Annotated in this window: 23 protein-coding genes; 13 read left to right on the forward strand and 10 right to left on the reverse strand. The window is 70.0% G+C overall.

Annotated features, from left to right (window positions below):
• Positions 1-35: 35 nt before the first annotated feature.
• The gene (locus tag ACWDAG_RS22495; RefSeq protein ID WP_450697334.1) at positions 36-2,522 is read left to right on the forward strand and encodes an alpha-L-arabinofuranosidase C-terminal domain-containing protein; all 2,487 of its coding nucleotides are present in this window, start codon (positions 36-38) and stop codon (positions 2,520-2,522) included.
• On the opposite strand, the gene ACWDAG_RS22500 is transcribed toward ACWDAG_RS22495, so the two are convergent.
• Both ACWDAG_RS22500 and ACWDAG_RS22505 read right to left on the reverse strand, forming a co-directional pair.
• Entirely contained in the window at positions 2,509-2,949 is a 441-nt protein-coding gene (locus ACWDAG_RS22500; RefSeq protein WP_450697335.1) for a carboxymuconolactone decarboxylase family protein, read from the reverse strand. The two genes, ACWDAG_RS22495 and ACWDAG_RS22500, sit on opposite strands and share 14 nt — an antisense overlap.
• A complete protein-coding gene (locus ACWDAG_RS22505; RefSeq protein ID WP_450697336.1) occupies positions 2,946-3,368 on the reverse strand; it encodes a MerR family transcriptional regulator in 423 nt (140 codons plus the stop codon). Before ACWDAG_RS22505 ends, ACWDAG_RS22500 begins: the two co-directional genes overlap by 4 nt.
• Positions 3,369-3,616: 248 nt before the next feature.
• Here ACWDAG_RS22505 and ACWDAG_RS22510 point away from each other — a divergent pair, with 248 nt between their 5' ends.
• From ACWDAG_RS22510 to ACWDAG_RS22545, 8 genes are read left to right on the forward strand one after another with little or no spacing between them, the layout of a single operon-like run.
• A complete protein-coding gene (locus ACWDAG_RS22510) occupies positions 3,617-6,211 on the forward strand; it encodes a YfhO family protein (RefSeq protein WP_450697337.1) in 2,595 nt (864 codons plus the stop codon).
• 21 nt (positions 6,212-6,232) lie between these two features.
• Positions 6,233-7,183, forward strand: a complete 951-nt coding sequence (locus ACWDAG_RS22515) for a glycosyltransferase family 2 protein (RefSeq protein ID WP_450697338.1) — start codon at positions 6,233-6,235, stop codon at positions 7,181-7,183.
• A 35-nt stretch (positions 7,184-7,218) separates the two neighbouring features.
• The gene (locus tag ACWDAG_RS22520) at positions 7,219-7,590 is read left to right on the forward strand and encodes a GtrA family protein (RefSeq protein WP_450697339.1); all 372 of its coding nucleotides are present in this window, start codon (positions 7,219-7,221) and stop codon (positions 7,588-7,590) included.
• Positions 7,591-7,635: 45 nt separating this feature from the next.
• Complete coding sequence (argC, locus tag ACWDAG_RS22525) at positions 7,636-8,664, forward strand: N-acetyl-gamma-glutamyl-phosphate reductase (protein ID WP_450697340.1); 1,029 nt, start codon at positions 7,636-7,638, stop codon at positions 8,662-8,664.
• A complete protein-coding gene (argJ, locus tag ACWDAG_RS22530; protein ID WP_450697341.1) occupies positions 8,661-9,812 on the forward strand; it encodes a bifunctional glutamate N-acetyltransferase/amino-acid acetyltransferase ArgJ in 1,152 nt (383 codons plus the stop codon). Before argC ends, argJ begins: the two co-directional genes overlap by 4 nt.
• Positions 9,809-10,723, forward strand: a complete 915-nt coding sequence (gene argB / locus ACWDAG_RS22535; protein WP_450697342.1) for an acetylglutamate kinase — start codon at positions 9,809-9,811, stop codon at positions 10,721-10,723. The genes argJ and argB overlap by 4 nt, the downstream gene beginning before the upstream one ends.
• Positions 10,720-11,913, forward strand: a complete 1,194-nt coding sequence (locus tag ACWDAG_RS22540; protein ID WP_450697343.1) for an acetylornithine transaminase — start codon at positions 10,720-10,722, stop codon at positions 11,911-11,913. Before argB ends, ACWDAG_RS22540 begins: the two co-directional genes overlap by 4 nt.
• A 7-nt stretch (positions 11,914-11,920) precedes the next feature.
• Positions 11,921-12,460 carry an arginine repressor gene (locus ACWDAG_RS22545; protein ID WP_115909266.1) on the forward strand — a complete coding sequence of 180 codons (540 nt, stop codon included), beginning with the start codon at positions 11,921-11,923 and terminating at the stop codon, positions 12,458-12,460.
• 83 nt (positions 12,461-12,543) lie between these two features.
• Here ACWDAG_RS22545 and ACWDAG_RS22550 read toward each other — a convergent pair whose 3' ends face one another.
• From ACWDAG_RS22550 to ACWDAG_RS22570, 5 genes are all read right to left on the reverse strand, one after another.
• Positions 12,544-13,284, reverse strand: coding sequence for an FAD:protein FMN transferase (locus tag ACWDAG_RS22550; protein ID WP_450697442.1), 741 nt, complete (start codon positions 13,282-13,284; stop codon positions 12,544-12,546).
• A 55-nt stretch (positions 13,285-13,339) separates the two neighbouring features.
• Positions 13,340-14,137 (reverse strand): FMN-binding protein, encoded by a 798-nt coding sequence (locus tag ACWDAG_RS22555; protein WP_450697344.1) that lies wholly within the window; start codon positions 14,135-14,137, stop codon positions 13,340-13,342.
• A 30-nt stretch (positions 14,138-14,167) separates the two neighbouring features.
• A complete protein-coding gene (locus tag ACWDAG_RS22560) occupies positions 14,168-15,550 on the reverse strand; it encodes a ferredoxin reductase family protein (RefSeq protein ID WP_450697345.1) in 1,383 nt (460 codons plus the stop codon).
• 75 nt (positions 15,551-15,625) lie between these two features.
• Positions 15,626-16,096 (reverse strand): FMN-binding protein, encoded by a 471-nt coding sequence (locus ACWDAG_RS22565; protein WP_450697346.1) that lies wholly within the window; start codon positions 16,094-16,096, stop codon positions 15,626-15,628.
• Between the two features lie 18 nt (positions 16,097-16,114).
• Positions 16,115-17,467, reverse strand: a complete 1,353-nt coding sequence (locus tag ACWDAG_RS22570; RefSeq protein WP_450697347.1) for a ferredoxin reductase family protein — start codon at positions 17,465-17,467, stop codon at positions 16,115-16,117.
• A 151-nt stretch (positions 17,468-17,618) separates the two neighbouring features.
• Here ACWDAG_RS22570 and ACWDAG_RS22575 point away from each other — a divergent pair, with 151 nt between their 5' ends.
• Positions 17,619-18,359: a response regulator transcription factor gene (locus ACWDAG_RS22575; protein WP_450697348.1), complete on the forward strand. Its 741-nt coding sequence runs from the start codon at positions 17,619-17,621 to the stop codon at positions 18,357-18,359.
• 205 nt (positions 18,360-18,564) lie between these two features.
• Positions 18,565-20,022 (forward strand): sensor histidine kinase, encoded by a 1,458-nt coding sequence (locus ACWDAG_RS22580; protein WP_450697349.1) that lies wholly within the window; start codon positions 18,565-18,567, stop codon positions 20,020-20,022.
• A gap of 62 nt (positions 20,023-20,084) precedes the next feature.
• Here ACWDAG_RS22580 and ACWDAG_RS22585 read toward each other — a convergent pair whose 3' ends face one another.
• The 3 genes from ACWDAG_RS22585 to ACWDAG_RS22595 all read right to left on the reverse strand — a co-directional run bounded on the left by ACWDAG_RS22585 (position 20,085) and on the right by ACWDAG_RS22595 (position 22,381).
• On the reverse strand, positions 20,085-20,795 hold the full coding sequence (locus tag ACWDAG_RS22585) for a L,D-transpeptidase family protein (RefSeq protein WP_450697350.1): 711 nt from the start codon (positions 20,793-20,795) through the stop codon (positions 20,085-20,087).
• Positions 20,796-20,798: 3 nt separating this feature from the next.
• Positions 20,799-21,386, reverse strand: a complete 588-nt coding sequence (locus tag ACWDAG_RS22590; protein WP_450697351.1) for a pyridoxamine 5'-phosphate oxidase family protein — start codon at positions 21,384-21,386, stop codon at positions 20,799-20,801.
• Positions 21,387-21,511: 125 nt separating this feature from the next.
• Positions 21,512-22,381, reverse strand: coding sequence for a hypothetical protein (locus tag ACWDAG_RS22595; RefSeq protein WP_450697352.1), 870 nt, complete (start codon positions 22,379-22,381; stop codon positions 21,512-21,514).
• A gap of 198 nt (positions 22,382-22,579) precedes the next feature.
• Between ACWDAG_RS22595 and ACWDAG_RS22600 the strand changes: the two genes are divergently transcribed.
• Together ACWDAG_RS22600 and argH are read left to right on the forward strand one after the other, a co-directional pair.
• The gene (locus ACWDAG_RS22600; protein WP_450697353.1) at positions 22,580-23,773 is read left to right on the forward strand and encodes an argininosuccinate synthase; all 1,194 of its coding nucleotides are present in this window, start codon (positions 22,580-22,582) and stop codon (positions 23,771-23,773) included.
• Between the two features lie 49 nt (positions 23,774-23,822).
• Positions 23,823-25,253 carry an argininosuccinate lyase gene (argH, locus tag ACWDAG_RS22605; RefSeq protein ID WP_450697354.1) on the forward strand — a complete coding sequence of 477 codons (1,431 nt, stop codon included), beginning with the start codon at positions 23,823-23,825 and terminating at the stop codon, positions 25,251-25,253.
• Positions 25,254-25,431 lie beyond the last annotated feature (178 nt).

The following is a 25,431-nucleotide window of genomic DNA, read 5'->3' on the forward strand; positions in this document are numbered from 1 at the left end:
GCCATCGCAAGAGTCCCCAGAGCCGCGGAGTATCCATGTCGCGCACCACCCGCAATCGGCTGAGACTCGGCCTCGCAGCAAGCGCTTTCCTGCTGGCTGCCGGTCTCGTCCCGGCCCCCGCCCACGCCGACGACGTCACCGACTACTCGATCACCGTCCACCCCACCGCCAAGGGCGCGAGGATCGACGACACGATGTACGGCGTCTTCTTCGAGGACATCAACCGCGCCGCCGACGGCGGACTGTACGCCGAGCTCGTGCAGAACCGGTCCTTCGAGTACTCCACCGACGACAACACGTCGTACACGCCCCTGACCGCCTGGACGGTCGACGGCACCGCGCAGGTCGTGAACGACGACGGCCGGCTGAACGCCCGTAACCGCAACTACCTCTCCCTGGGCGCCGGTTCGTCCGTCACGAACGCCGGCTACAACACCGGCATCCGGGTGGAGGACGGCAAGAAGTACGACTTCTCGGTGTGGGCGCGCGCCGACAGCGGCACGACGCTGACGGTGTCGCTGCAGGACGCCGGAGGCACGCTTGCGGCCGCCCGCCAGGTGGCCGTGAAGAAGAACGGCTGGGCGCAGTACAGGGCCACCTTCACCGCGACCCGTACCAGCTCCGACGGCCGCCTCACCGTCGCCTCCTCGGCCGCGGCGGCGCTCGACATGGTCTCCCTCTTCCCGCGCGACACCTACAAGCACGAGCCGAACGGGCTGCGCAAGGACCTCGCCGAGAAGATCGCCGCCCTGCACCCGGGCTTCGTCCGCTTCCCCGGTGGCTGCCTCGTCAACACCGGCTCCATGCAGGACTACAGCGAGGGCTCCGGCTGGCAGCGCAAGCGCTCGTACCAGTGGAAGGACACGGTAGGCCCGGTCGAGACGCGCGCGACGAACTCCAACTTCTGGGGTTACAACCAGAGTTACGGCCTCGGCTACTACGAGTACTTCCGCTTCGCCGAGGACATCGGCGCCATGCCGCTGCCCGTGGTCCCGGCCCTGGTGACCGGCTGCGGCCAGAACAAGGCCGTCGACGACGACGCGCTGCTGAGGCGCCACATCCAGGACGCCCTCGACCTCATCGAGTTCGCCAACGGGCCGGTGACCAGCGAGTGGGGCAGGAAGCGCGCCCGGATGGGCCACCCCGAGCCCTTCCACCTCACCCACATCGAGGTCGGCAACGAGGAGACCCTGCCGGACGAGTTCTTCGCGCGCTTCAAGCAGTTCCGCGCCGCCATCCAGGCCGAGTACCCGTACCTGAAGGTGATCTCCAACGCCGGCCCGGACGACTCCGGCACGACCTTCGACACGGCCTGGAAGCTCAACAGGGACGCCAAGGTCGACATGGTCGACGAGCACTACTACAACAGCCCGCAGTGGTTCCTGCAGAACAACGACCGCTACGACTCCTACGACCGCGGCGGGCCCAAGGTCTTCCTGGGCGAGTACGCCTCCGGCGGCAACGCCTTCAAGAACGGGCTCGCCGAGGCCGCGTACATGACCGGCCTGGAGCGCAACGCGGACGTCGTCGAACTCGCCTCGTACGCCCCGCTGTTCGCGAACGAGGACTACGTCCAGTGGCGCCCGGACATGGTGTGGTTCAACAACCACGCCTCCTGGGGCTCGGCCGACTACCAGGTCCAGAAGCTGTTCATGAACAACGTCGGCGACCGGGTGGTTCCGTCGACCGCCACGAGCACGCCGTCGCTGCTCGCCCCCATCAGCGGCGCGGTCGGCCTCTCCACATGGGCCACCAGCGCCGCGTACGACGACGTGAAGGTGACCGACGCCGACGGGAAGACGCTGCTCACCGACGACTTCTCCGGTGACGCCTCGAAGTGGACGCACACCGGCGGCGGCAGCTGGAGCATCCAGGACGGGCAGTACGTCCAGACGGACACCGCCGCCGAGAACACCATGGTCTCCGCCGGTGACCCCGCCTGGCACGACTACGACCTGCGGGTGAAGGCCACCAAGAAGTCGGGCAAGGAGGGCTTCCTCGTCGCCTTCGGCGTCAAGGACACCGGCAACTACTACTGGTGGAACCTGGGCGGCTGGGGCAACACCCAGTCCGCCGTCGAGCAGGCCGTGGACGGCGGCAAGTCGACGCTGATCGCCAAGCCGGGCTCGGTCGAGACCGGTCGTACCTACGGCGTCGACGTCAAGGTGCGCGGCCGTCAGGTGACGCTGTACCTCGACGGGCAGGAGTGGGGCAGCTTCAAGGACGACAAGCCGGCCGAGCCGTTCCGCCAGGTCGTCACCAAGGACGCGAAGACCGGTGACCTGATCGTCAAGGTGGTCAACGCCCAGGCGTCGGCTGCCCGTACGGCGATCGACCTCGGTGGCGCGAAGGTCGCGTCCAGGGCCCGGGTGACCACGCTGGCGGCCGCGCCGGACGCGGTGAACACCGAGACGTCCACGGCGGTCGCGCCCGTGACGTCCACCTTCGAGGGGGTCGCCGCCCGGTTCTCGTACACCTTCCCGGCGAACTCGATCACCTTCCTGCGGATCAGGCAGAGGTAGCCGGGGCCTCCTGGGCGGGCTGCTGTCCGAGCGGCAGCAGCCCGCGCTCCGCGAAGACCTTCTTCGCGGCAAAGGTCGCGTTCAGCGCCTTCGGCATGCCGCAGTACACCGCCGAGTGGGTCAGGGCCTCGACGATCTGCTCGGGGGTGAGGCCCACGTTCAGGGCCGCGTTGACGTGCACGTCGAGCTGGGCCTCGCAGCCGCCGAGCGCGGTGAGCATCCCCAGCGTGACCAGCTGGCGGTCGCGCGGGGCGAGTCCGGGGCGGTCGTAGATCTCGCCGAAGGCCCAGGCGACGACCTGATGGCCGAGTTCGGGGTTGATGTCGGCGAGGGAGTCCACGACTCGCTGGCCGGCCTCGCCGTCGACCCTCTTCAGGACCTCCATCCCGTGGGCGAAACGGTCTTCGCGGGTGGTGCTCTCGCTCATTTCGGGTCTTCCGATCCCGACCGCTCGTCGAGCAGTCGTTCATAGTGGTCGATCTTGTCGTCAAGGGCCCGGGCGTTGCGGCGCAAGGCCCGGATCCGGTTGCCCAGGTCTGTGCGGTGCTCGCGGAGCATCGCCAGCCGGTCGGCGACCGAGACATCCCCCTTCGCCCGCAGCTGCGCGAAGCGCTGCATGTCGGCGATCGACATGCCGGTCTCGCGCAGCCGCAGCAGGAACTCCAGCCAGGCCAGGTCGGCCGCGTCGTAGCGGCGCTGGTTGCCGGTGGTCCGGCCGACCCGCTCGATCAGGCCTGCCTTCTCGTAGTAGCGCAGGGTGTCGTGGGTCAGGCCCGTGCGCTCGGCGACCTCGGCGATCGTGAGAGTCGGCTCCCGGTCCTGAGGGAGGGGGTGTCCGCTGGTCATGAACACAACCGTAGAACCTGGAGTGTGCTCCAGGTCAAGCCCTGGCGTGGACCGGTCGAGCCCGGAGCCCGTCGAATTTCACCATCAAATAACGCACCGGGTGGGTTTTGTTTCCCGTCCGTTCACCATCTCATAAATACCCGCTCGTATTCGGAATTGGCTTCACCACTTTTCGTGGACGGCACAACCGAACGGAAACAAAGTCCGTCTAAGTCCTCGAATCGATAACCTGCGGGGAGTAACAAGGAATGGATCGCTCGACCCTGAACACAGCCGTTTCGAGCGGTCATTCCTCACCGAAGAAGGCCGCGGCCCTGCTCGCGGCCGTCATCTCCACCGCCGTGTTCTGCGCTGCCGACGCCGTCGCCCGCAGCTACCCCTTCGGCCCCCGCACCCGCAATGTCAACGACCTCGGCAACCAGTACGTGCCCTTCCACGCGCACCTGTGGGACCTGCTGCACGGTCGGGCCGACGGCGGCCTCTTCGTCAACTGGCAGTCCGGCTTCGGCTCCAGCTTCCTGCCCGACCTGGGCACCTACCTCAGCAGCCCGTTCGCCCTGCTGGTCGGCGTGTTCCCACGGGACGAGATCGACCTCGCGGTCTACGTGATCACCGTGCTGAAGATCGCCTCCGCCGGGGCGGCCATGGCCTGGCTGCTGCTGAGTCTGCGCCCCGGCCGCTGGTGGGGCGCCGGGCTGCTGGGCGCCTCGTACGCCCTGTGCGGCTGGACCGTGACGGCCGGCGACTACAACCCGATGTGGCTCGACGGCCTCGTGGCCCTGCCGCTGCTGTGCCTGGTCGGCGAGTGGACCCTCCAGCGCCGGCGCCCGCTGCTCGGCGTGCTGATCGTGGCCCTCGCCTGGATCGCCAACTTCTACACCGCCTACATGGCCACCCTCTGCGCCGGACTGGTGCTGCTGCTCCGGCTGTGGCTCTCCGACCTCTCCCGCCGGCAGCGACTCCTGGCGGCGGGCCGAGGCGTCGGCACCGTCGCTCTCGGCATGGGCCTGGCCGCACCGCTGGTGACCGTCGTGTACTTCGGCACCAGGCACGCCTACCCGGGCCGGATCGTGCAGTTCGCGCCCGTCGGCACCCAGGACCTGCTGGCCCGTCTGCTGCCCACGACGTACAGCTTCGGCAGTCCGGCCGTCTACGTGGGCACGGCGGCGCTGCTGCTCGCCCTCGCGCTGCCCTTCCACCGCGCGGTTCCCGGACGGGTGCGCACCGGATGGACGCTGCTCGTCGTCGCCGTCGCGCTGTCGATGCAGTGGGGGCCGACCCATCTGGTCTGGCACGCCTTCGTCACCCCCCAGGGCAGCTTCTACCGGCAGGCCTTCGTCCTGTGTGCGCTGCTGGTGATGGCCGCCTGGCACGCCCTGTCGTACGGCCTTCCCGACCGGCGCGCGCTGGGGGCCGCGGGAGCGCTGCTCGCCCTGATCACCGCCGTGGCGAGCCTGAGTTCTCTGGTGAAGCCGGTGGCGTGGCCGGTGCTGGTGCTCGCCGTCATCGGCGCGGCGGGCGGACTGCTGCTGTTGCGCCGCGCCGACGGCCGTGGCCGTACCGTCCTGGCCGGGCTCGCCCTGGTGCTGCTGTTCGGCGGGCAGTTCGGAGAGACGGCCGCCACCGCCGCCGTCGCCACCCGGGTCCGCTACGGCCACATGGACGACTACGCGCCCTGGGGAGCCCGTCAGGAGGCCCAGGCGGAGGCGATCGCACGGGCCGACGGCTGGCCGCGCTACCGCACCGACCCCGGCCGGGAGCAGACCGCCGCCAACGACCCGCTGGTGGTCGGCGGCCAGGGCGCCCAGTACTACAGCAGCCTGACCTCCGACGTCCTCAGCCGCACCCTCACCGCCCTCGGCGGCGGCTCGACCTCGCGGGGCCGCAATCTGCAGAGCCTCGACAACCCCGTCACCGACGCGATCTTCTCCGTCGGAGCGCGGGTGCACTCGCCGATCGACCCGCACCAGGCCTACCTGCCGCAGCTCGGCGACCCGTTGACGGTCTCCCGGCAGGACGTGCCGCCCCTGGTGACCGTACGCGGCGCGCCCGACCGGGCTGCCTTCGGACCGTCGCCGTACCGCAACCAGGAGCTCCTGCTCGGCGCCCGCGTCTACTCCGTGCCCCGGACCGCCGTCCACGACGACAACGGCAAGCCGCTCCGGGAGAAGGACTGGGTCGGTTACGGGACCGCCCTGACCCGCCCGACGATCACGGCCGACTGCCGGGCCGGCAGCCAGGTCTACCTGTGGGCCCCGCGCTACTCCGGCACCGCGCGCCTCGCAGGTCACACCGTGCTCTTCCGCGCCCAGTACCCGCGCAACCGGGCCGCCATGGCACCGCTCGGCACGGCCCCCGCCTCCGGCCGGCTGCGCATCGAACTGACCCCCGACCGCGTCGGCCGCATCCCGCGGGGTGCCGTCGGCTGCCTGGACAGCACCCGGCTGCACAGGGCCGTCGAACACCTCAAGGACACCGGAGCCACACACGTCACCGTCTCCGACGCCACCGTCCGGGCCGAGCTTCCCGCGGGCAGCAGGGGAACCGCGGTCCTCGCGGCTCCCCGCATCGCGGGCTGGCGCTGCGCCGCGGGCGACGGCGCCGCCGTACCGGCCGAGGAGTACCACGGCCTGATCGCCGTCCCCCTCGACGGCTCCACGACCAGCGTCACCTGCACCTTCCATCCGCCCGGCCTGCGGCTCGGCACGGCCGTCGGGGCCGCCTCGCTGCTGACCCTGATCCTGCTCGGCGCCGTCACCGCCGTACGCCGACGGCGTTCCGCGCCGCCGACCCCACCGACCACCCGTACCCGCCAGCGCGAGCCCATGACCGGCGTTCTCTGACGCGTCCCCAGGGGAAAAACCATGCTCATATCGATCGTCGCACCCTGCTACAACGAAGAAGACGTCATCGAGCGCTTCCACGACCAGGTCCAGAAGGTCGCGGAGGAGCTCCTTCCGCTCGGCCACGACATGGAGTTCGTCTACGTCGACGACGGCAGCCGCGACCGTACGCTCGCCGCGCTGGAGCGGCTGGCCGACCGGGACGCGCGCGTGCGCTACCTCTCCTTCAGCCGCAACTTCGGCAAGGAGGCGGCCCTGCTGGCCGGCCTGCGCCACTCCACGGGAGACTCCGTGATCGTCATGGACGCGGACCTCCAGCATCCGCCGGAACTGATCAAGCGCATGGTGGAACTGCGCAAGGAGGGCTACGACCAGGTCATCGCCAAGCGCACCAGGACCGGTGACCGCATGACCCGCACCGTCACCGCCCGCCTCTACTACCGGCTCATCAACCGCCTCGTCGACGTGGAACTCGTCGACGGAGTCGGCGACTTCCGGCTGATGTCCCGCCGCGTGGTGGACGCGGTCCTGGAGCTCACCGAGTACAACCGCTTCTCCAAGGGCCTGTTCGCCTGGGTGGGGTTCCCGAGCACCACCTTCGAGTACGAGAACGCCGTACGTGAGGCCGGCCGCAGCTCCTGGAGCCTGCGCAGCCTGCTCAACTACGGCATCGACGGGCTGCTCTCCTTCAACAACAGGCCCCTGCGCCTCGCCCTCTACCTGGGCATGGGCCTGCTGCTGTGCGCCCTCGCCTACACCGCGTGGATCGTGGGCGCGGCGCTCGTCAACGGCGTGCAGACGCCCGGCTATGTCACGATCATCACCGCCGTCACCGGTGTCGCCGGAGTGCAGATGATCATGCTCGGGGTCATCGGGGAGTACACCGGCCGCATCTACTACGAGGTCAAACGGCGCCCGCACTTCCTGGTGAAGGCGAGCAATGTGGACCGCGCGAAGGACCTCATTCCCTGATGCGTGCCGCACTTGATTCGAGGGTTTCGAGGCAGATGATCACCTTCGCCGTGATCGGTGTGGTGAACACAGGCACGTATTACGCCGCCTACCTGCTGCTCCTCGCCCGCTTCCCGTACCTCCTCGCCCATATCCTCGCGACCGCGATCAGCCTGACCGGTTCATTTTTCCTCAATGCGCGATTCACCTACCGGATCCGTCCGACGTTGCGTAAATTCCTGCTGTTCCCCCTGACGAACGCCGCGAATTTCCTCAGCACGACAGCAGGTGTCTACGTCCTTGTCGACCTCCTGCACTTCAGCAGCCGCTTCGCCCCGCTGCTCGCGTCCCTGGCGGCCATCCCGGTGACCTTCCTCGTCTCCCGCCGGATCATGCTTCCGAAGGCGGACCCCGCTCCGATTGCATAAACGTGCATCGATACGTATAGTCATGCCATCCAGGAGGAGGATGACATGGCGGTACGTGCGGCAGTGGCCGGAGCGAGCGGATACGCGGGCGGAGAGCTCCTGCGTCTGCTCCTGGCGCACCCCGAGATCGAGATCGGGGCCCTGACCGGCAACTCCAACGCGGGCCAGCGGCTCGGCACGCTGCAGCCGCATCTGCTGCCGCTCGCCGACCGGATACTCCAGGAGACCACCCCCGAGGTCCTCGCCGGGCACGATGTCGTCTTCCTCGCCCTGCCCCACGGCCAGTCCGCCGCCGTCGCCGAGCAGCTCGGCCCGGACGTCCTCGTGGTCGACATGGGCGCCGACTTCCGGCTGAAGGACGCGGCCGACTGGGAGAAGTTCTACGGCTCCGCGCACGCCGGGACCTGGCCGTACGGCCTCCCCGAACTGCCGGGTGGCCGCGCCGCGCTGGAGGGGTCCAAGCGCATCGCGGTACCCGGCTGCTACCCGACGGCCGCCTCCCTGGCCCTCTTCCCGGCCTACGCCGCCGGACTCGCCGAGAACGAGGCTGTGATCGTCGCCGCCTCCGGCACCTCGGGCGCGGGCAAGGCGCCCAAGCCGCATCTGCTGGGCAGCGAGGTCATGGGCTCCATGTCGCCGTACGGCGTCGGCGGCGGCCACCGGCACACCCCGGAGATGATCCAGAACCTCAGCGCGGCGGCCGGCGAGACCGTGAGCGTCTCCTTCACGCCGACCCTCGCGCCGATGCCCCGCGGCATCCTCGCCACCTGCAGCGCGAAGGCCAAGCCGGGGGTGACCGCCGAGTCCGTGCGCGCCGCCTACGAGAAGGCCTTCGCCGACGAGCCGTTCGTCCACCTGCTGCCCGAGGGGCAGTGGCCCGCCACGGCGTCCGTCTACGGTTCCAACGCCGTTCAGGTGCAGGTCGCGTACGACGAGGGGGCGGGCCGCATCATCGCGATCAGCGCCATCGACAACCTGACCAAGGGCACCGCGGGCGGTGCCGTCCAGAGCATGAACCTCGCCCTCGGACTCGACGAGTCCACGGGGCTTTCCACGATCGGAGTCGCACCGTGAGCGTCACGGCAGCCAAGGGATTCACGGCGGCCGGCATCGCCGCCGGGATCAAGGAGAACGGCAACCCGGACCTGGCCCTCGTGGTCAACAACGGCCCGCGCCGCGCCGCCGCCGGTGTCTTCACCTCCAACCGTGTGAAGGCCGCGCCGGTGCTGTGGTCCGAGCAGGTCCTCAAGGGCGGCCAGGTCTCCGCGGTCGTCCTCAACTCCGGTGGCGCCAACGCCTGTACGGGTCCCAAGGGCTTCCAGGACACGCACGCCACCGCTGAGAAGGCCGCCGAGGCCCTCGACCGGGGCGCCATCGAGGTCGCGGTCTGCTCCACCGGTCTCATCGGCGTGCTGCTCCCGATGGACAAGCTGCTCCCGGGCGTCGAGACCGCCGCGGCCCAACTGTCGGAGCACGGCGGCGAGAAGGCCGCCATCGCCATCAAGACCACCGACACCGTCCACAAGACGTCCGTCGTCACCAGGGACGGCTGGACCGTCGGCGGCATGGCGAAGGGCGCGGGCATGCTCGCGCCCGGCCTCGCCACCATGCTCGTCGTCCTCACCACCGACGCGGCCCTGGACAGCGACGTACTGGACAAGGCGCTCCGGGCGGCGACGCGCACGACCTTCGACCGCGTGGACTCCGACGGCTGCATGTCGACCAACGACACGGTGCTGCTGCTCGCCTCGGGTTCCTCCGAAGTCACCCCGGAATACGAGGAGTTCGCCGAAGCCGTACGGCAGGTCTGCGACGACCTCGGCCAGCAGCTGATCCGCGACGCCGAAGGCGCCAGCAAGGACATCAAGGTCGAGGTGATCAACGCGGCGAGCGAGGACGACGCCGTCGAGGTGGGCCGCTCCATCGCCCGCAACAACCTCCTCAAGTGCGCGATCCACGGCGAGGACCCCAACTGGGGCCGCGTGCTCTCCGCGATCGGCACGACGAAGGCCGCCTTCGAGCCGGACCGGCTCAACGTCGCCATCAACGGCGTCTGGGTCTGCAAGAACGGCGGTGTCGGCGAGGACCGCGAGAAGGTCGACATGCGCTACCGCGAGGTGCACATCGTGGCCGACCTCGCCGCCGGGTCCGAGACCGCCACCATCTGGACCAACGACCTCACCGCCGACTACGTCCACGAGAACAGCGCCTACTCGTCATGAGCACTACTCGTAAGCACACCGCGCTCCCCAAGGCCCAGATCCTCATCGAGGCGCTGCCCTGGCTGGTCCGCCACAACGGCAAGACCGTCGTCATCAAGTTCGGCGGCAACGCCATGATCGACGAGGACCTGAAGGCCGCCTTCGCGCAGGACGTCGTCTTCCTGCACCACGCGGGCCTCAAACCGGTCGTCGTGCACGGCGGCGGCCCGCAGATCAGCGCCGCCCTCGACCAGCACGGCATCGTCAGCGAGTTCAAGGCCGGCCTGCGCGTCACCACCGAGGACGCCATGGACGTCGTACGGATGGTGCTCGCCGGGCAGGTCCAGCGCGAGCTGGTCGGGCTGCTCAACCAGCACGGCCCGCTGGCCATCGGCCTCACCGGCGAGGACGCGCACACCATCACCGCCACCAAGCACCAGCCCGAGATCGACGGCGAACTGGTCGACATCGGGCGGGTGGGCGAGATCACCGAGATCGACACGGGCGCGATCGAGGCACTGCTCGCCGACGGCCGCATCCCGGTCGTCTCGTCGATCGCCCGTAGCCAGGACGACGGACATGTCTACAACGTCAATGCTGATACGGCGGCTGCGGCACTCGCTGCTGCTCTTGGAGCGGAGACTCTCATGGTCCTCACGGACGTCGAGGGTCTCTATGAGGACTGGCCCAACAGCGACGAGGTGATCAGCCGCCTCACCGCTTCCCAGCTGGAGAAGCTGCTGCCGGAGCTGAGCTCCGGCATGGTGCCGAAGATGGAGGGGTGTCTGCACGCCGTGCGCAACGGCGTCACCACCGCCCGCGTCATCGACGGCCGGGTCCAGCACTCGATCCTGCTGGAGATCTTCACCGACGAGGGCATCGGCACGATGGTCGTGCCCGACGAGAATCCGCACGTACAGGGGGAGTCGTGAGCAACCAGGAACTGACCGCGCGATGGCAGGGCGCGCTCATGAACAACTACGGCACCCCGCTGCTGCCCCTGGTACGCGGCGAGGGCGCCAAGGTGTGGGACGCCGACGGCAAGGAGTACCTGGACTTCGTCGGCGGTATCGCGGTCAACGCGCTCGGCCACGCCCACCCGGCCATCGTCGAGGCCGTCAGCACGCAGATCGCGTCCCTGGGCCACATCTCCAACTTCTTCATGTCCGAGCCGACCGTGACCCTTGCAGAGCGACTGCTGCAGCTGTTCGGGCGGGACGGCAGGGTGTTCTTCTGCAACTCGGGTGCCGAGGCCAACGAGGCCGCCTTCAAGATCGGTCGGCTGACCGGGCGGACCCACGTCGTCGCCACCGAGGGCGCCTTCCACGGCCGCACCATGGGAGCCCTCGCGATGACCGGCCAGCAGGGCAAGCGGGAGCCGTTCCTGCCGCTGCCGGGTGAGGTCACGCATGTGCCGTACGGCGACGCGCAGGCCCTTGCGGCCGCCGTCACCGAGGAGACCGCGCTGGTGATCCTGGAGCCGATCCAGGGCGAGATCGGCGTCGTCGTACCGCCCGCCGGCTATCTCAAGGCCGCCCGTGCGATCACCGCCGCGACCGGTGCGCTGCTGGTCCTGGACGAGGTGCAGACCGGAATCGGCCGTACCGGCCACTGGTTCGAGTACCAGGCCCACGAGGGCGTCCTGCCGGACGTCGTCACGCTGGCGAAGGGTCTCGGCGGCGGGCTGCCGCTCGGCGCGACCGTCGCCTTCGGCCGGGCCGCGGAGCTGCTGCAGCCCGGGCACCACGGCACGACCTTCGGCGGCAACCCGGTCGCCTGCGCCGCCGGCCTCGCCGTCCTGGACACGATTGCGAACGACGGGTTGCTGGAGAACGTCAAACAGCAGAGCGAGAAGTTGCGGGACGGAATCGAGTCACTGGGGCACCCGTTGATCGCCCATGTCAGGGGTGCGGGCCTCCTCCTGGGTATCGTGCTCACCGAGCCGCTCGCGCCCCAGGCGCGCCAGGCGGCTCAGGAGGCCGGATTCCTGGTGAACGCACCCGCCCCCGACGTCGTACGGCTGATGCCACCGCTGACTCTCGGCGACGACGAGGTGGACGCGTTCCTCCGGGCGCTCCCCGGCATCCTGGACCAGGCCGACGGGGACGGATCCGGAGAATGAGACGACGATGAGTCACGCGCAGGACGACGCACAGCACGCCGGGCCTGCCGTGCCGCAGACCCGCACCGCACGCCACCGCCGGATCGTGGACATCCTCAACCGGCAACCGGTGCGGTCGCAGAGCCAGTTGGCGAAGTTGCTGGCCGACGACGGGCTGAACGTCACGCAGGCGACGCTGAGCCGGGATCTCGACGAGCTGAACGCGGTGAAGATCCGCAACAACGACGGCGACCTGATCTATGCGGTGCCGAGCGAGGGGGGTTTCCGGACCCCCCGGGCGCCGCTGGGGGAGTCGGCGAAGGAAGAGCGGATGCGGCGGTTGTCGCAGGAGCTGCTGATCTCTGCCGAGGCGTCGGCGAATCTTGTGGTTCTGCGGACGCCTCCGGGAGCTGCGCAGTTCTTGGCCTCGGCCATCGATCAGGCCGAGCTGCACGACATTCTCGGCACGATTGCCGGTGACGATACGTTGTTGCTGATCAGTCGGGATCCCAGTGGCGGTAATGCGCTTGCCGAGCATTTGCTGAGGCTCGCTCAGAACGGGCACTGAAGGGGGGCTTGCGGTCGTTCGCCGGCTGCGGGTTGTGGGGAGTTGCTCGCGCAGTTCCCCGCGCCCCTGAAGAGGCGCTCCAGTCACCCAAGTCGAGCAGCGAGCCCCCCTGTGCATCTCACCTCGTCGCCCGCCGTGATCAGTAGTGCTTCCACGTCCGGGAGGGACTCCAGCCAGCGCAGGCCCTGGTTGGAGCCCATGGCGAAGGCCGCTGTGGCCCAGCAGTCCGCCCAGGTCAGCTTGGGGGCCACGACCGTGACCGCCACCAGGTCGGTCACCGCGGAGCGGCCCGTGCGGGGGTCGACTATGTGGGCGCCGCGCTCGGCGGTGCCGGAGGTGGCCACCGCCAGCTCGTCCGCGCCGGCCGCGGAGACGACCGCCGCGAGCCCGCCCGGACGCAGCGGGTCCGCCACCCCGACCCGCCAGGGCCGGTGCGGCTCGGGCATGCCGAGCAGCTGGACGTCCCCGCCGCCGTTCATGCTCACGCCGCTCACGCCGGGGGTGGCCGCCAGCAGCCGGGCCGCGCGCTCGGCGGCCCAGCCCTTGACGATGCCGGTCGGGTCCAGCCGCCCTTCGTAGCGCATGCTGAACCAGCCGTCGCTCACCCGCTCCGCCTCGGCGCCCAGTGCGAGCACCTCGGCGACCTCGGGGGCGCACTGCTCCACGGTCAGCTCACCGCGCGCGAGCCGGGAGACCTGGCTGTCGTCGCGGTACGTGCTGAACACCTCGTTCACCCGGTGCAGTCCGGCGATCGCCTCCTCCAGCGCCGCCTGCACCGCACCGGGATCCCCGCCGCGGACGTCGAAGGAGAAGACGGTCCCCATGACCTCCTCCGCATGACGCACCGCGGCGGGAGCTTCTGCCGACTCGGCCACCGACTCAGCCACCGGCCTGGTCCAGCGCCGACTGCAGCGACTGCTTGTAGCCGCTGCTCGTGTACGTGGCACCCGACACCGCGTCGATCTTCGCGCTGCCGGCCGCCACCGCCTCCTGGTTGAGCTTGGGGACGGCCATCGCCGTCTTCTGGTCGCTGAGCCCGCCCTTGGGCGCCTGCACCGCGTCGGCCTTGGTGATCTTGCCGTTGCTGACGGTGATACGGACCTGGACGGGCCCGTACTGGGTCTGCGCGACACTGCCGGTGACGGTCTTGGCCTGGGTGCTCGCGGAGCCCGAGCCCTGGGAGCTGCCGGACGCGGAGCCGCCGCTGCTCTGCGCGGAACCGGCGCTCGCCTTCATCTTGTCGATCGCCGACTGCAGCGACTGCTTGTAGCCGTTGCTCGTGTACGTCGCCCCGGAGACCGAGTCGATCTGCGCGCTCTGCGCGGTGACCGTCTCCTTGGTCAGCTTGGGTATGGACAGGGCGGTCTTCTGGTCACTGGTGCCGCCCTTGGGCGCCTGGATCGCCTCGGCCTTGGTTATCTTGCCGTTGCTGACGGTCAGCCGGACCTGGACGTTTCCGTACTGGGTCTGGGCCACGCTGCCGTCGACCGTGCCGCTCCCGGACGCCGCGGTGCCGCCCTGGGGCGACTCCTGCGCGGCCGCGGTCTGCTGCGGGGCCACGCCGGCCGCCTGGGCGTTCGGGTCGGACGCCGGTTTCAGCGACAGCAGCAGTACGACGCCCGACACGGTGGCGGCGGTGGCCAGCACGACACGCCGGATGGGGTGACTCTTCTTCATCGCTTTCCCAGACTCCTGAAGTCCCGTCGCTCACATCTCGAACGACTCGTGATGGATGCGGCGGGCGGGCACTCCCGCGCCGCGCAGTGCTTCGTACACGCCCTGCGCGAACCCGGCAGGGCCGCACATGAAGACGTCGTGCTGTTCGATGTCCGGCAGCTTCTGCCGCAGCCGCTCCGCCGAGATGTCCGGGCGCTCCCCGTCCGGGCTGTTGACCGCGTACATCAGCCGGGCGCCGCGGTCGTCGGCGATGGCGGCGAGTTCGTCCCAAAGAGCCAGATCCTGCGTGGTGTTGGCCCGGTAGAGGAGGGTGATGTCGCCGGAGGCGCCCGGCAGCGTCTCGAACAGTGCCCGCATCGGCGTGATGCCGACGCCGCCCGCCACCAGCAGCACCTTGCCGCGGCTGCGCCGCTGCGCGGTCATCGCACCGTACGGGCCCTCGGCCCACACCCTGGTGCCCGGAGTCAGCTCGCGCAGCCGGGCGCTGTGGTCGCCGATCGCCTTGACGGTGATCCGCAGCATGTCCGGGCGGGGCGCCGCCGACAGCGAGTACGGGTGGGAGGAGAACCGCATGCCCGGCGCGAGGAACCGCCACCGGAAGAACTGCCCGGCCTCCGCGCCCATCCGGTGCAGCTTCCGCCCGCCGATGAGGACGGAGACGATGCCCGGGGTCTCCTCGATGACCGCCTCGACGCGCATGCGGTGCCGCATGTTCAGCCGGATCGGCGTGAGGATGCGGTACCAGACGACCAGCGCGGTGACCGATCCGTACAGCGCGTACCAGAAGGTCTTCGCGGTCGGCTCGACGGCGAAGTCGTTGCCGGTGGTGATCTGGTGCCAGAACGTCAGGAACACGGCCCCGTACGTCAGCAGGTGGACGTGGTACCAGGTGTCGTACGGGATCCTGCGCCGCACCGGGCCGATCGAGGTCAGCCCGATGAGCACGAACAGGCCGGTGCCGATGGCCGCCTTGCCCATGTCCGGCAGCTGGTTGATGGAGTCGATCGTCTGCTGGACGATGTCGCCGAGCGATTTGCCCGCCTGCAGCGCATAGCCCCACATGATGAGGAAGACATGCGCGAAGACCAGGCAGAGCGTGTAGCGGCCGCTCATCGCGTGCCAGCGAGCCACCCGGTCGGAGCCGACGCGCCGTTCGAGAGCGGGCACGCGGGCCATCTGCAGCACTACGAGCGCCATCAGGTAACCGGCCAGCAGGCCGGTGATCCGGCCCGCGTTGAGGATCTTGCCGTTCTGGTCGGCGATGGACGGCGTGTTGTGCCACCACAGCCACAGCACACCGACCGCGCCCGCCCATACGGCGAGCAGCAGGACGGTCGCCGGGGAGCGGCGCGGACGGATGCGGCGCATCGTCTGGCGGCGGGCGGCGCGGCCGCCTGCGAGCGTGGTGGTCACTGTTCCTCCGGGGCGGGGGCAAGGGGGCTGTCGTGGTCCCTTGGCCCTGAGATACGTGCCGCGACGCCGGTGTGTTCAGCCGCGTGCCGAGTCCAGTGCGGACTGGAGTGACTGGCGGTAACCGTCACTTGTGTACGTGGCGCCGGAGACGGTGTCGATGCTTGCGCTCTGGGCCTGCAGCGCCTCGCTGCGCAGCCGGGGGAGTGCGTAACTGTTGATCTCCTGGTCGCGTGGGTTGTCCGTCGGGTACTGGACGGCCGTCACTTCGGTGAGCTTCCCGCTCTTGAGGGTGATCCGGACCTGGACGGGGCCCCAGCGTGTCTGGATCGTGTCGCCGGTGACGGTCTTTGTGGCGCTCGTGGTCGAGCCGCCGGACCCGGTCGAGCCGCTCGAAGCGTTCGAACTGCTGCTGGGCGCGGGCACCGCCAGTGCCGCCTCCGGCGAGGAGTGCGGCTTCAGCGACAGCAGCAGCACCATGCCGGAGACGGTGGCGGCGCTCGCGAGCACGATGCGGCGCAGCGGATGGTTCTTCTTCAGCGCGTGCACTTGACGGCCTCACAGCTCTCAGAATTCGAACGACTCGTGGTGGATACGGCGGTCCGGCACACCCGCGTCGCGCAGCTCCTCGTACAGGTCCCGTGCGAAGCCGTGCGGGCCGCAGATGTAGACGTCGTACGCGGCCAGGTCCGGGAAGGTGGCGCGCAGGTTCCGCGCGGTCAGGCTGGGGCGCCGGCCGTCCTGTCCGTTGAGCGCGTACAGCACCTTCGCGCCGCGCCAGCGGGCGATGGCCTCCAGCTCGCCGCCGAGGGCGAGGTCCTCGGCCGTGCGCGCCCGGTACAGGAGGGTGACCTCTCCGGGCAGCGTCTCGAACAGCGCTCGCATCGGTGTGATGCCGACACCGGCGGCGATCAGCAGGGACTTCGGCGAGGTCTGCCGATCCTCGGTCAGCGAGCCGTACGGCCCCTCGGCCCACACCCGGGTGCCGGGGCGCAGCAGGGAGACGGCCGCGCTGTGGTCGCCGAGCGCCTTCACCGTGATGCGCAGCAGGTCACGGCGGGGCGGGGCCGACAGCGAGTACGGCGTCGACGTCCAGCCCATGCCCTCGCCGAAGAACCGCCAGCGGAAGAATTGGCCTGCCCGTGCCCCCATCTCGTCCAGCCGGTGTCCCCGGACGACGACCGAGTAGACGCCCGGCGCCTCGCGGTGCACGGACTGGACCCGAAGCCGGTGCCGCAGGTTCAGCCGGACCGGGGCCAGGATCCGGAACCACAGCACCAGCGCGGCGACGCCCAGGTACAGGGCGTACCAGGCGGCCGCGGCGAACGCGTGCCCGTTGAAGTCGTTGCCCAGCGCAAGCTGGTGGCCGAAGGCCAGGAACACGGCCGCATAGGTGAGCAGGTGGACGTAGTACCAGAACTCATACGTGGTCCTGTGCCGCACGGCCCGGACCGAGGTGATGCCGACCGCGAAGAGGATGACCGTCCCCGCCGTGGCCTTGAGCATCTCCGGATAGTCCAGGACCACCGTGACCGTCTCGTGCAGCAGCGAGGCCTGGTCCTGGGCGGCGTACCCGAGCAGGATCAGCACGACGTGCGCCACCAGCAGGCTGATCGTGTACCGGCCGGCCATCGCGTGCCAGCGGGCCACCCGGTCCGAGCCGACCCGCTGCTCCAGCAGCGGCACCCGGGCCATCAGGCCGACGAGCACCGCGCAGGCGTACCCGCACAGCAGCCCGGCGATCCGCCCGGCCCCGGTCAGCCAGCCGGCCGCGCCGACCACCGACCCGGTGTCCGCCCACCACAGGGCGACCACGGCCGCCGCCCCGGCCCACAGCAGGGCGAGCAGCGGGCCCGCGGGGGAGCGCCGCGCGGCCGGCGCCACGGCCGGTGCCGTCCGCCGCTCGTACACGGTGGTCATGTGTGCGTCCTTTCGCCTGTATCCGCACGCAACTGTGCCGCCGCAACCTCTCAGCCCGCTCTGAACCGGCACCCTCTGAGTCCACTCAGAGGAAACTCAGAGCATCCGCGCACGCCCGTCCGCCCCACCGAGGGGTGATCCTGGTAGGGCGATGAACACCACCCGCTCCGGCCGTCCCGCCCTCACCCGACCCGACGGCACTCCGCTGCGCGTCCTGGTCGTCGACGACGACCCTGACCTGGCCGAGGTGCTCTCGGGTGCCCTGCGCTACGAGGGCTGGCAGGTCCGCTCGGCCGGCGACGGCGCCACCGCACTCGCCGAGGCACGGGAGCTCATGCCGGACGCCGTGGTGCTGGACGTGATGCTGCCCGACACCGACGGCTTCGCCGTGCTGCGCTCCCTACACACCGTGAAACCCGATGTGTGCGTGCTCTTCCTCACCGCCCGGGACGCCGTCGAGGACCGCATCGCCGGCATCACGGCGGGCGGCGACGACTACGTCACCAAACCCTTCAGCCTGGAGGAGGTCGTCGCCCGCGTCCGCGGACTGCTGCGCCGCGCCGGCATGGCACGGCAGCTGGACGAGGGCCCGCGACTGACGGTGGGCGACCTGGTGATGGACGAGGAGGCCCGTGAGGTGACACGGGCGGGCGAGCTGGTCGAGCTGTCGCCCACCGAGTTCGAGCTCCTCCGCTTCCTGATGCGCAACCCTCGCCGCGTCCTCAGCAAGGCACAGATCCTCGACCGCGTCTGGTCCTACGACTTCGGCGGCCGCGCCCATGTCGTCGAGCTGTACATCTCCTACCTGCGCAAGAAGGTGGACGCGGGCCGCGACCCGATGATCCATACGGTGCGGGGGGCCGGGTATGTGCTCAAGCCGGTGGCGTCATGAGGGTGCAGTGGAGGCGTCTGCCGCGGCCCCGGACGCTCCGGGCTCGGCTCACTGTCGGCCTGGTGGTCGGCTGCGTGGGGGTGGGCCGTGCGGCCGTGATTGAGCCGAGTGGCTTGCTCGACCTGCGCAAGAAGGCGGACGTGCGACGCGACCCGGTGATCCATACGGTGCGGGGAGCCGGGTGCGCGCTCAGGCCGGTGGTGTCATGAGGGTGCTGTGGAGGCGGTTGCCGCGTCCGCGGACGCTTCGGGCTCGGCTCACTGTCGGGCTGGTGGTGCTGCTGGCGGTCAGCTGCGCGGCGGTGGGGCTTGCGGCCGTGATCGAGTTGAACGGCTTCCTCACCAGCCGTCTCGACGAGCAGCTCAGCGAGGTCGGGCCCCGGTTCGCCGCCAGCCTGGAACACGGGGGCAGGCTCCCCGACGACCACGACGGCGACGAACACGGCGACGACCGCAGACAGGCCGCCGGCACCTTCGGCGCCCGTCTGGTCGACGGCTCGGCCACCAACGCCGCGGTAGTCCGGACCGGCGGAGTCGTCGACGTCACGCTGACGGCCAGGGACACCAGGCAGCTCGCCGCAGTCCCGGTCGACGGCAGGGGCCACAGCGTCTGGATCTCCGCCCTGGACGGCTACCGGGTGACGGCGTCCAAAGGCCTCGACGGCGACGTCCTGATCACCGGGCTGCCCCTGGAGCCCGTGGAGGCCACCGTCCACCGTCTCGAACTGGTCGCCGGGATCGTCTTCGGCGCCGCCCTCACCCTCACCGGCGTCGCGGGCGCCCTCTGGGTGCGCTGGTCGCTCAGGCCGCTGAGCCGGGTCGCCGCCACCGCCACCCGGGTCAGCGAACTCCCCCTTGCGAGCGGCGAAGTGGCCCTGCCGCCGCGCGCCCCCGAGTCGGACCCGCGCAGCGAGGTGGGCCGGGTCGCCGGCGCCTTCAACCGCATGCTCGGCCATGTCGAGGACGCCCTGACCAAGCGTCACGCCAGCGAGGAGCGGCTGCGCAGCTTCGCCGCCGACGCCAGCCACGAACTGCGCACCCCGGTCGCCTCCGTCCGCGGCCACGCGGAACTGGCCCTCCTGCACCCCGGGCCGGTGCCCCCGGAGGTCACCCGCGCCCTGGAACGCATCGCCGCCGAGTCGGGCCGCATGGGCGCCATGGTGGACGACCTCCTGCTGCTGGCCCGACTGGACGCGGGCCGCCCCCTCGAACGCCTCCCCGTCGATCTGACCCGCCTGGTCCTGGACGCCGTCACCGACGCCCGCGCCGCCGGCCCCGACCACCGCTGGACCCTGGAGCTCCCCGAGGAACCGGTCACGGTCACCGGCGACGAGCACCGCCTCCACCAGGTGCTGGCCAACCTCCTGGCCAACGCGCGTCTGCACACACCGGTCGGCACCAAGGTGACGGTGACACTGGAGACCGATGGCCCCTCGGCCGTCCTCAAGGTCCACGACGACGGCCCCGGCGTCCCCGAGGACATCCAGTCCGGCGTCTTCGAACGCTTCACCCGAGCCGAACACCGCCGCCGCAAGGACGCCCCCGGCGGCGGCGCGGGCCTGGGCCTCTCGATCGTGGCGGCGGTGGCGGAGGCACACGGGGGGAGTGTGGCCTTGGAGAGCACGCCGGGATCAACGACGTTCACGGTGCGACTGCCGACCTAGAGAGGGGCGGGGCTGTATCGAAATGCGGCTGCGCCGCGTGGCCGAGACAAGCCCCACTCACGCTAATACCGCGTAATACCGGTGGACCCACTCGCCGTCCCGACAGCAATGTGCGGCTTTCTCCCGGGAACCGCCCACCCGAGAATCGCCCGCATCGCATCCGCGGGCACGGACACACAACCCGCAGTGGCCCCACGCCCGTTGACATGCAAAAAAATGCCGGCCCCACGCCCTCGCACGCGCTGGTGGTAGTTGAACCCGATGACCAGCGCATACGCGTACTGCGTCCCGTACGAGGCAAGGTGCTCGGACTCGGACGCACGGCAGTCGGCCGGACGCGGATCCGTCCAGCGGTTGTAGGCCTGCGAGGCGATGTCCTCGCACCACCACGAACTCTGCTTCACGGCACGGTACTTGTACCGGGTCCCGCGCGGCGCGGCCTTGATGCCGAAGGCGTACGGCAGGTCGTACAGCCCGGTCGGAGTCGTGTTCGTGTTCTGCTTGCGCGACGCCCCCTCCACGAGCCCCCTCGCCCCGAACCGCGCGGACGCCGAACCGGCCTTCACCCACCGGCCGCCCCGCAGGTCCCACCAGGTGACCTTGCCGGCCGTCGAGCCCGCCGACGGGGCCACGGCGGTGATCAGCTGCGTACCGCCGCCCGTGTCGGCCATCCGGGCGGGAAGAGGCGCACCGTCGGCCGAGGCGGCCGGCACGGCACCGAGGACCAGGAGCGAGGCGCACACCAGAGCGCCGGCGGCGAGAGCTGATCGCATGGCTCAGACCGTAGACGGAGGCAGCGGCAAGGGCAGCCCGGGTAGGCCATCCAGGCTCGTGGCGATGTGCTGCTTCTTTGCGAAGTAGTCGCTGAGCGAGGCGTCGTCCTCCCGTGCGAAGCGCTTGCCGTGCAGGTCGCGGTCCTCGTCGTAGGTCATGAAGGGCACGGCGTAACCGCAGGTGTCCCGGACGAGTTCGGCCGTTACGACGATGACTGCCCGCAGGCCGTGCGGGGCCGGGTCGATGTCCGGGAAACGGGTGAGCAGGTCCTTGAAGCGCGGGTCGTCGCGGAAGACGGGCTCTCCGCGCCCGTGCACCCGCACGATGTTCGGCGGGCCCTGGAAGGCGCACCACATCAGCGTGATCCGCCCGTTCTCCCGCAGATGCGCGATCGTCTCCGCGTTGGATCCGGCGAAGTCCAGATAGGCCACGGTGAGTTCGTCGATCACCACGAAGGAGCCCTTGAGGCCCTTGGGGGAGAGGTTGACCGTGCCGTCGCCGGAGAGGGGCGCGGTCGCGGTGAAGAAGAGGGGCTGCGCCTCGATGAAAGTGCGCAGCCTGCCGTCTATGCGTTCATAAGTCTTTCCCACGCCTCACGATTATGGGTGCAAACCTTTCGCCTGTCTAAGGAATTGCGGGCTCCAGTTGCCGGCCGCCGGCCGTGGCCACCCCGGCCGGCGCTCAATCGGGGCGGCCACAGCGCCTGTCACGCCCGCTACTTGGTGAGCGTGCAGGCGGCCAGGGAGTCCAGGCCGGTCGGCTTGGCGGAGGTTCGGCCGATGGCGATCGCGATGCGGTCGATGGTCGACTTCCGCTTGTCGGCCAGCGGACCGAGGATCGCGTTGTTCACGAAGTTCGGGCCGCCCTGGCCGACCGTGTCGACCAGCCGCTTGTTGGCCTCCTGGATCTGGGTCTGCAGCAGGGTGAGGTTGCGGGTGACCTCGGCCTGCGCGGAGGCGGGGATCGCAGGGAGCTTGGAGGCGACGTCCGGGCAGGTGATGGTGCCGACGGCGGCGGCACCGGTGCCTGCCGCCTGTCCGCCGGCCGCGGTGTTCGCGGCGGCACCGGAGCCGGCGTTGCCCTTGTTGCCGTTGCCCTTGTTGCCGTTGCCGGTGTTGGCACCGGCCTTCGCGCCCGCTGCGTTGAGCGTGCACGGCGCCAGCGCGTCCAGGCCCGTCGGCTTGGCCGCCTTGCGCCCGATGGCGGTGGCGATGCGGTTGATCGTGGCCACCCGCTTGTCCTTCAGGGGCCCCAGGATGGCGTTGTTCACGAAGTTCGGGCCGCCCTGGCCGACCGTGTCGACCAGCCGCTTGTTGGCCTCCTGGATCTGGGTCTGCAGCAGGGTGAGGTTGCGGGTGACCTCGGCCTGCGCGGAGGCGGGGATCGCAGGGAGCTTGGAGGCGACGTCCTGGCAGGTGATGGTGCCGGGGGACGCGGCCAGGGTCCGGGCGTTGTTCGCGCTGCTCTTGGACGGCGTCCCGGCGAGGGCGGAACCGGCGATCACCGCTCCGGACAGCGCCACCGCGGCGGCGCCGCCGATGATCGCGACGCGACGCTTGTTGTACTTCGGAAGAGCCCTGGACATGCGGATGCCTCACTTGGGTCAGGAGTGGGTTTACAAACGCGGCGCCGGCGTTCGGGGTGAAGTACGGGTAAGCGGTTTCGTTTGTTCAAACGCCCTGCAGAACTTCTCCACACCGCTCGCCGCCCGAGGTCGATTGACGAATCATGCAGAGCACTGCATACTCATGCATGTCAGTGAATGCAGCGTGAGGAGAACCCCGTGACCGAGCGCGTCGTGCTCGCCTACTCAGGCGGTCTGGACACCTCCGTCGCCATCGGCTGGATCGCCGAGGAGACGGGCGCAGAGGTCATCGCTGTCGCGGTCGACGTCGGCCAGGGCGGCGAGGACCTGGACGTCATCCGCAAGCGCGCCCTCGACTGCGGCGCGGTGGAGGCCGAAGTGGCCGACGCCAAGGACGAGTTCGCCGAGGAGTACTGCCTCCCGGCGATCAAGGCCAACGCCCTCTACATGGACCGCTATCCGCTGGTCTCCGCGCTCTCCCGGCCGACGATCGTCAAGCACCTGGTCGCCGCCGCGCAGAAGCACGGCGCCACCACGGTCGCCCACGGCTGCACCGGCAAGGGCAACGACCAGGTCCGCTTCGAGGCCGGCATCGTCGCCCTCGCCCCCGGCCTCAAGTGCATCGCCCCGGTCCGCGACTACGCGATGACCCGCGACAAGGCGATCGCCTTCTGCGAGGAGAAGCAGCTCCCGATCGCCACCACCAAGAAGTCCCCGTACTCCATCGACCAGAACGTCTTCGGACGCGCGGTCGAGACGGGCTTCCTGGAGGACATCTGGAACGCCCCGATCGAGGACATCTACGAGTACACCTCGAACCCGGCGACCCCGCGCGAGGCCGACGAGGTGATCATCACCTTCGAGCAGGGCGTACCGGTCGCCATCGACGGCGGGCCCGTCACCGTCCTCCAGGCGATCCAGCAGCTCAACGAGCGCGCCGGTGCCCAGGGCATCGGCCGGATCGACATGGTCGAGGACCGCCTGGTCGGCATCAAGTCCCGCGAGGTGTACGAGGCCCCGGGCGCGATCGCCCTCATCACGGCCCACCAGGAGCTGGAGAACGTCACGGTCGAGCGCGAACTCGCCCGCTACAAGCGCCAGGTGGAGCAGCGCTGGGGCGAACTCGTCTACGACGGCCAGTGGTTCTCCCCGCTCAAGCGCGCGCTGGACGGCTTCATCAACGAAGCGAATCAGCACGTGAGCGGCGACATCCGGATGACCCTGCACGGCGGCCGCGCGGTCGTGACGGGCCGCCGCTCCAGCACGTCGCTCTACGACTTCAACCTCGCGACGTACGACACTGGTGACACCTTCGACCAGGCCGCGGCCAAGGGCTTCATCGACATCTACAGCCTGTCGTCGAAGATCGCAGCCAAGCGGGACCTCGCATAAGGCCACAAGGCCCGCGGTCACATCCACACCCTCCCTAGGAGCAACGCAAGTGAGCAGCAACAGCGGTGACGTACGGCTCTGGGGCGCCCGGTTCGCCGACGGCCCCTCCGAGGCCCTGGCGAAGCTGTCCGCGTCCGTCCACTTCGACTGGCGGCTGGCGCCGTACGACATCGCCGGTTCTCGTGCGCACGCGGGCGTGCTGAACAAGGCGGGGCTTCTCACCGAGGACGAGCTGCAGCGCATGATCGCCGGGCTCGACCAGCTCGAAGCCGACGTGGCCGACGGCTCCTTCGTCGGCACGATCGCCGACGAGGACGTCCACACCGCCCTGGAGCGGGGCCTCCTGGAGCGGCTCGGCCCGGACCTCGGCGGCAAGCTCCGCGCCGGCCGCTCCCGCAACGACCAGGTCGCCACCCTGTTCCGGATGTACCTGAGGGACCACGCCCGGACGATCGGTGGTCTGATCGCCGAGCTCCAGGACGCCCTGATCGGCCTCGCGGAGGCCCACCCGGACGTGGCGATGCCCGGCCGCACCCACCTCCAGCACGCCCAGCCGGTCCTCTTCGCCCACCACGTCCTCGCGCACGTCCAGTCCCTGTCCCGGGACGCGGAGCGCCTGCGCCAGTGGGACGAGCGGACGGCGGTCTCGCCGTACGGCTCGGGCGCCCTCGCGGGCTCCTCCCTCGGCCTGGACCCGGAGGCGGTGGCCAAGGACCTGGGCTTCGAGCACGGCAGCTCCGCGAACTCCATCGACGGCACGGCGTCCCGTGACTTCGTGGCGGAGTTCGCCTTCATCGCCGCGATGATCGGCGTGAACCTCTCCCGGATCGCCGAGGAGATCATCATCTGGAACACGAAGGAGTTCTCCTTCGTGACCCTGCACGACGCCTTCTCCACGGGCTCGTCGATCATGCCGCAGAAGAAGAACCCGGACATCGCGGAACTGGCACGCGGCAAGTCCGGCCGCCTGATCGGCAACCTCACCGGCCTCATGGCCACGCTCAAGGCGCTCCCGCTCGCGTACAACCGCGACCTCCAGGAGGACAAGGAGCCGGTCTTCGACTCCATCGACCAGCTGGAGATCCTGCTCCCGGCGTTCACCGGCATGATGGCCACCCTCACCGTGCACCGTGAGCGCATGGAGGAACTGGCCCCGGCCGGCTTCTCCCTCGCCACCGACGTCGCCGAGTGGCTGGTCAAGCAGGGCGTCCCGTTCCGCGTCGCACACGAGGTCGCCGGCGAGTGCGTGAAGGCCGCGGAGGCCGAGGGCAAGGAACTGGACGAGCTGACGGACGACCAGTTCGCCAAGATCTCCGCCCACCTGACCCCCGAGGTCCGGACGGTCCTGAACGTGCCGGGCGCCCTGGCCTCCCGCAGCGGCCGTGGAGGTACCGCCCCGAGCGCGGTGGCGATCCAGCTGGCCGAGGTGAAGGCGGACGTGGCGGCACAGCACGCATGGGCAACGGCCAAGCAGGCCTGACGGCCGCGCCGCAGCGCACAGAAGGGCCCGGACGACGCGTCCGGGCCCTTCGTGCTGCCCGGACCGCTTGGTAACGGATGAGATTCGGCCACTGTCCGAAACCTTGACGCAGCTCTACTCGGAGGTAACCATTCCGGTTATCCGGTCGACAATGCCGAACGACGGTCGATCGCAGCCG

The sequence above is a fragment of the Streptomyces sp. NPDC001157 genome (genome assembly GCF_053598255.1).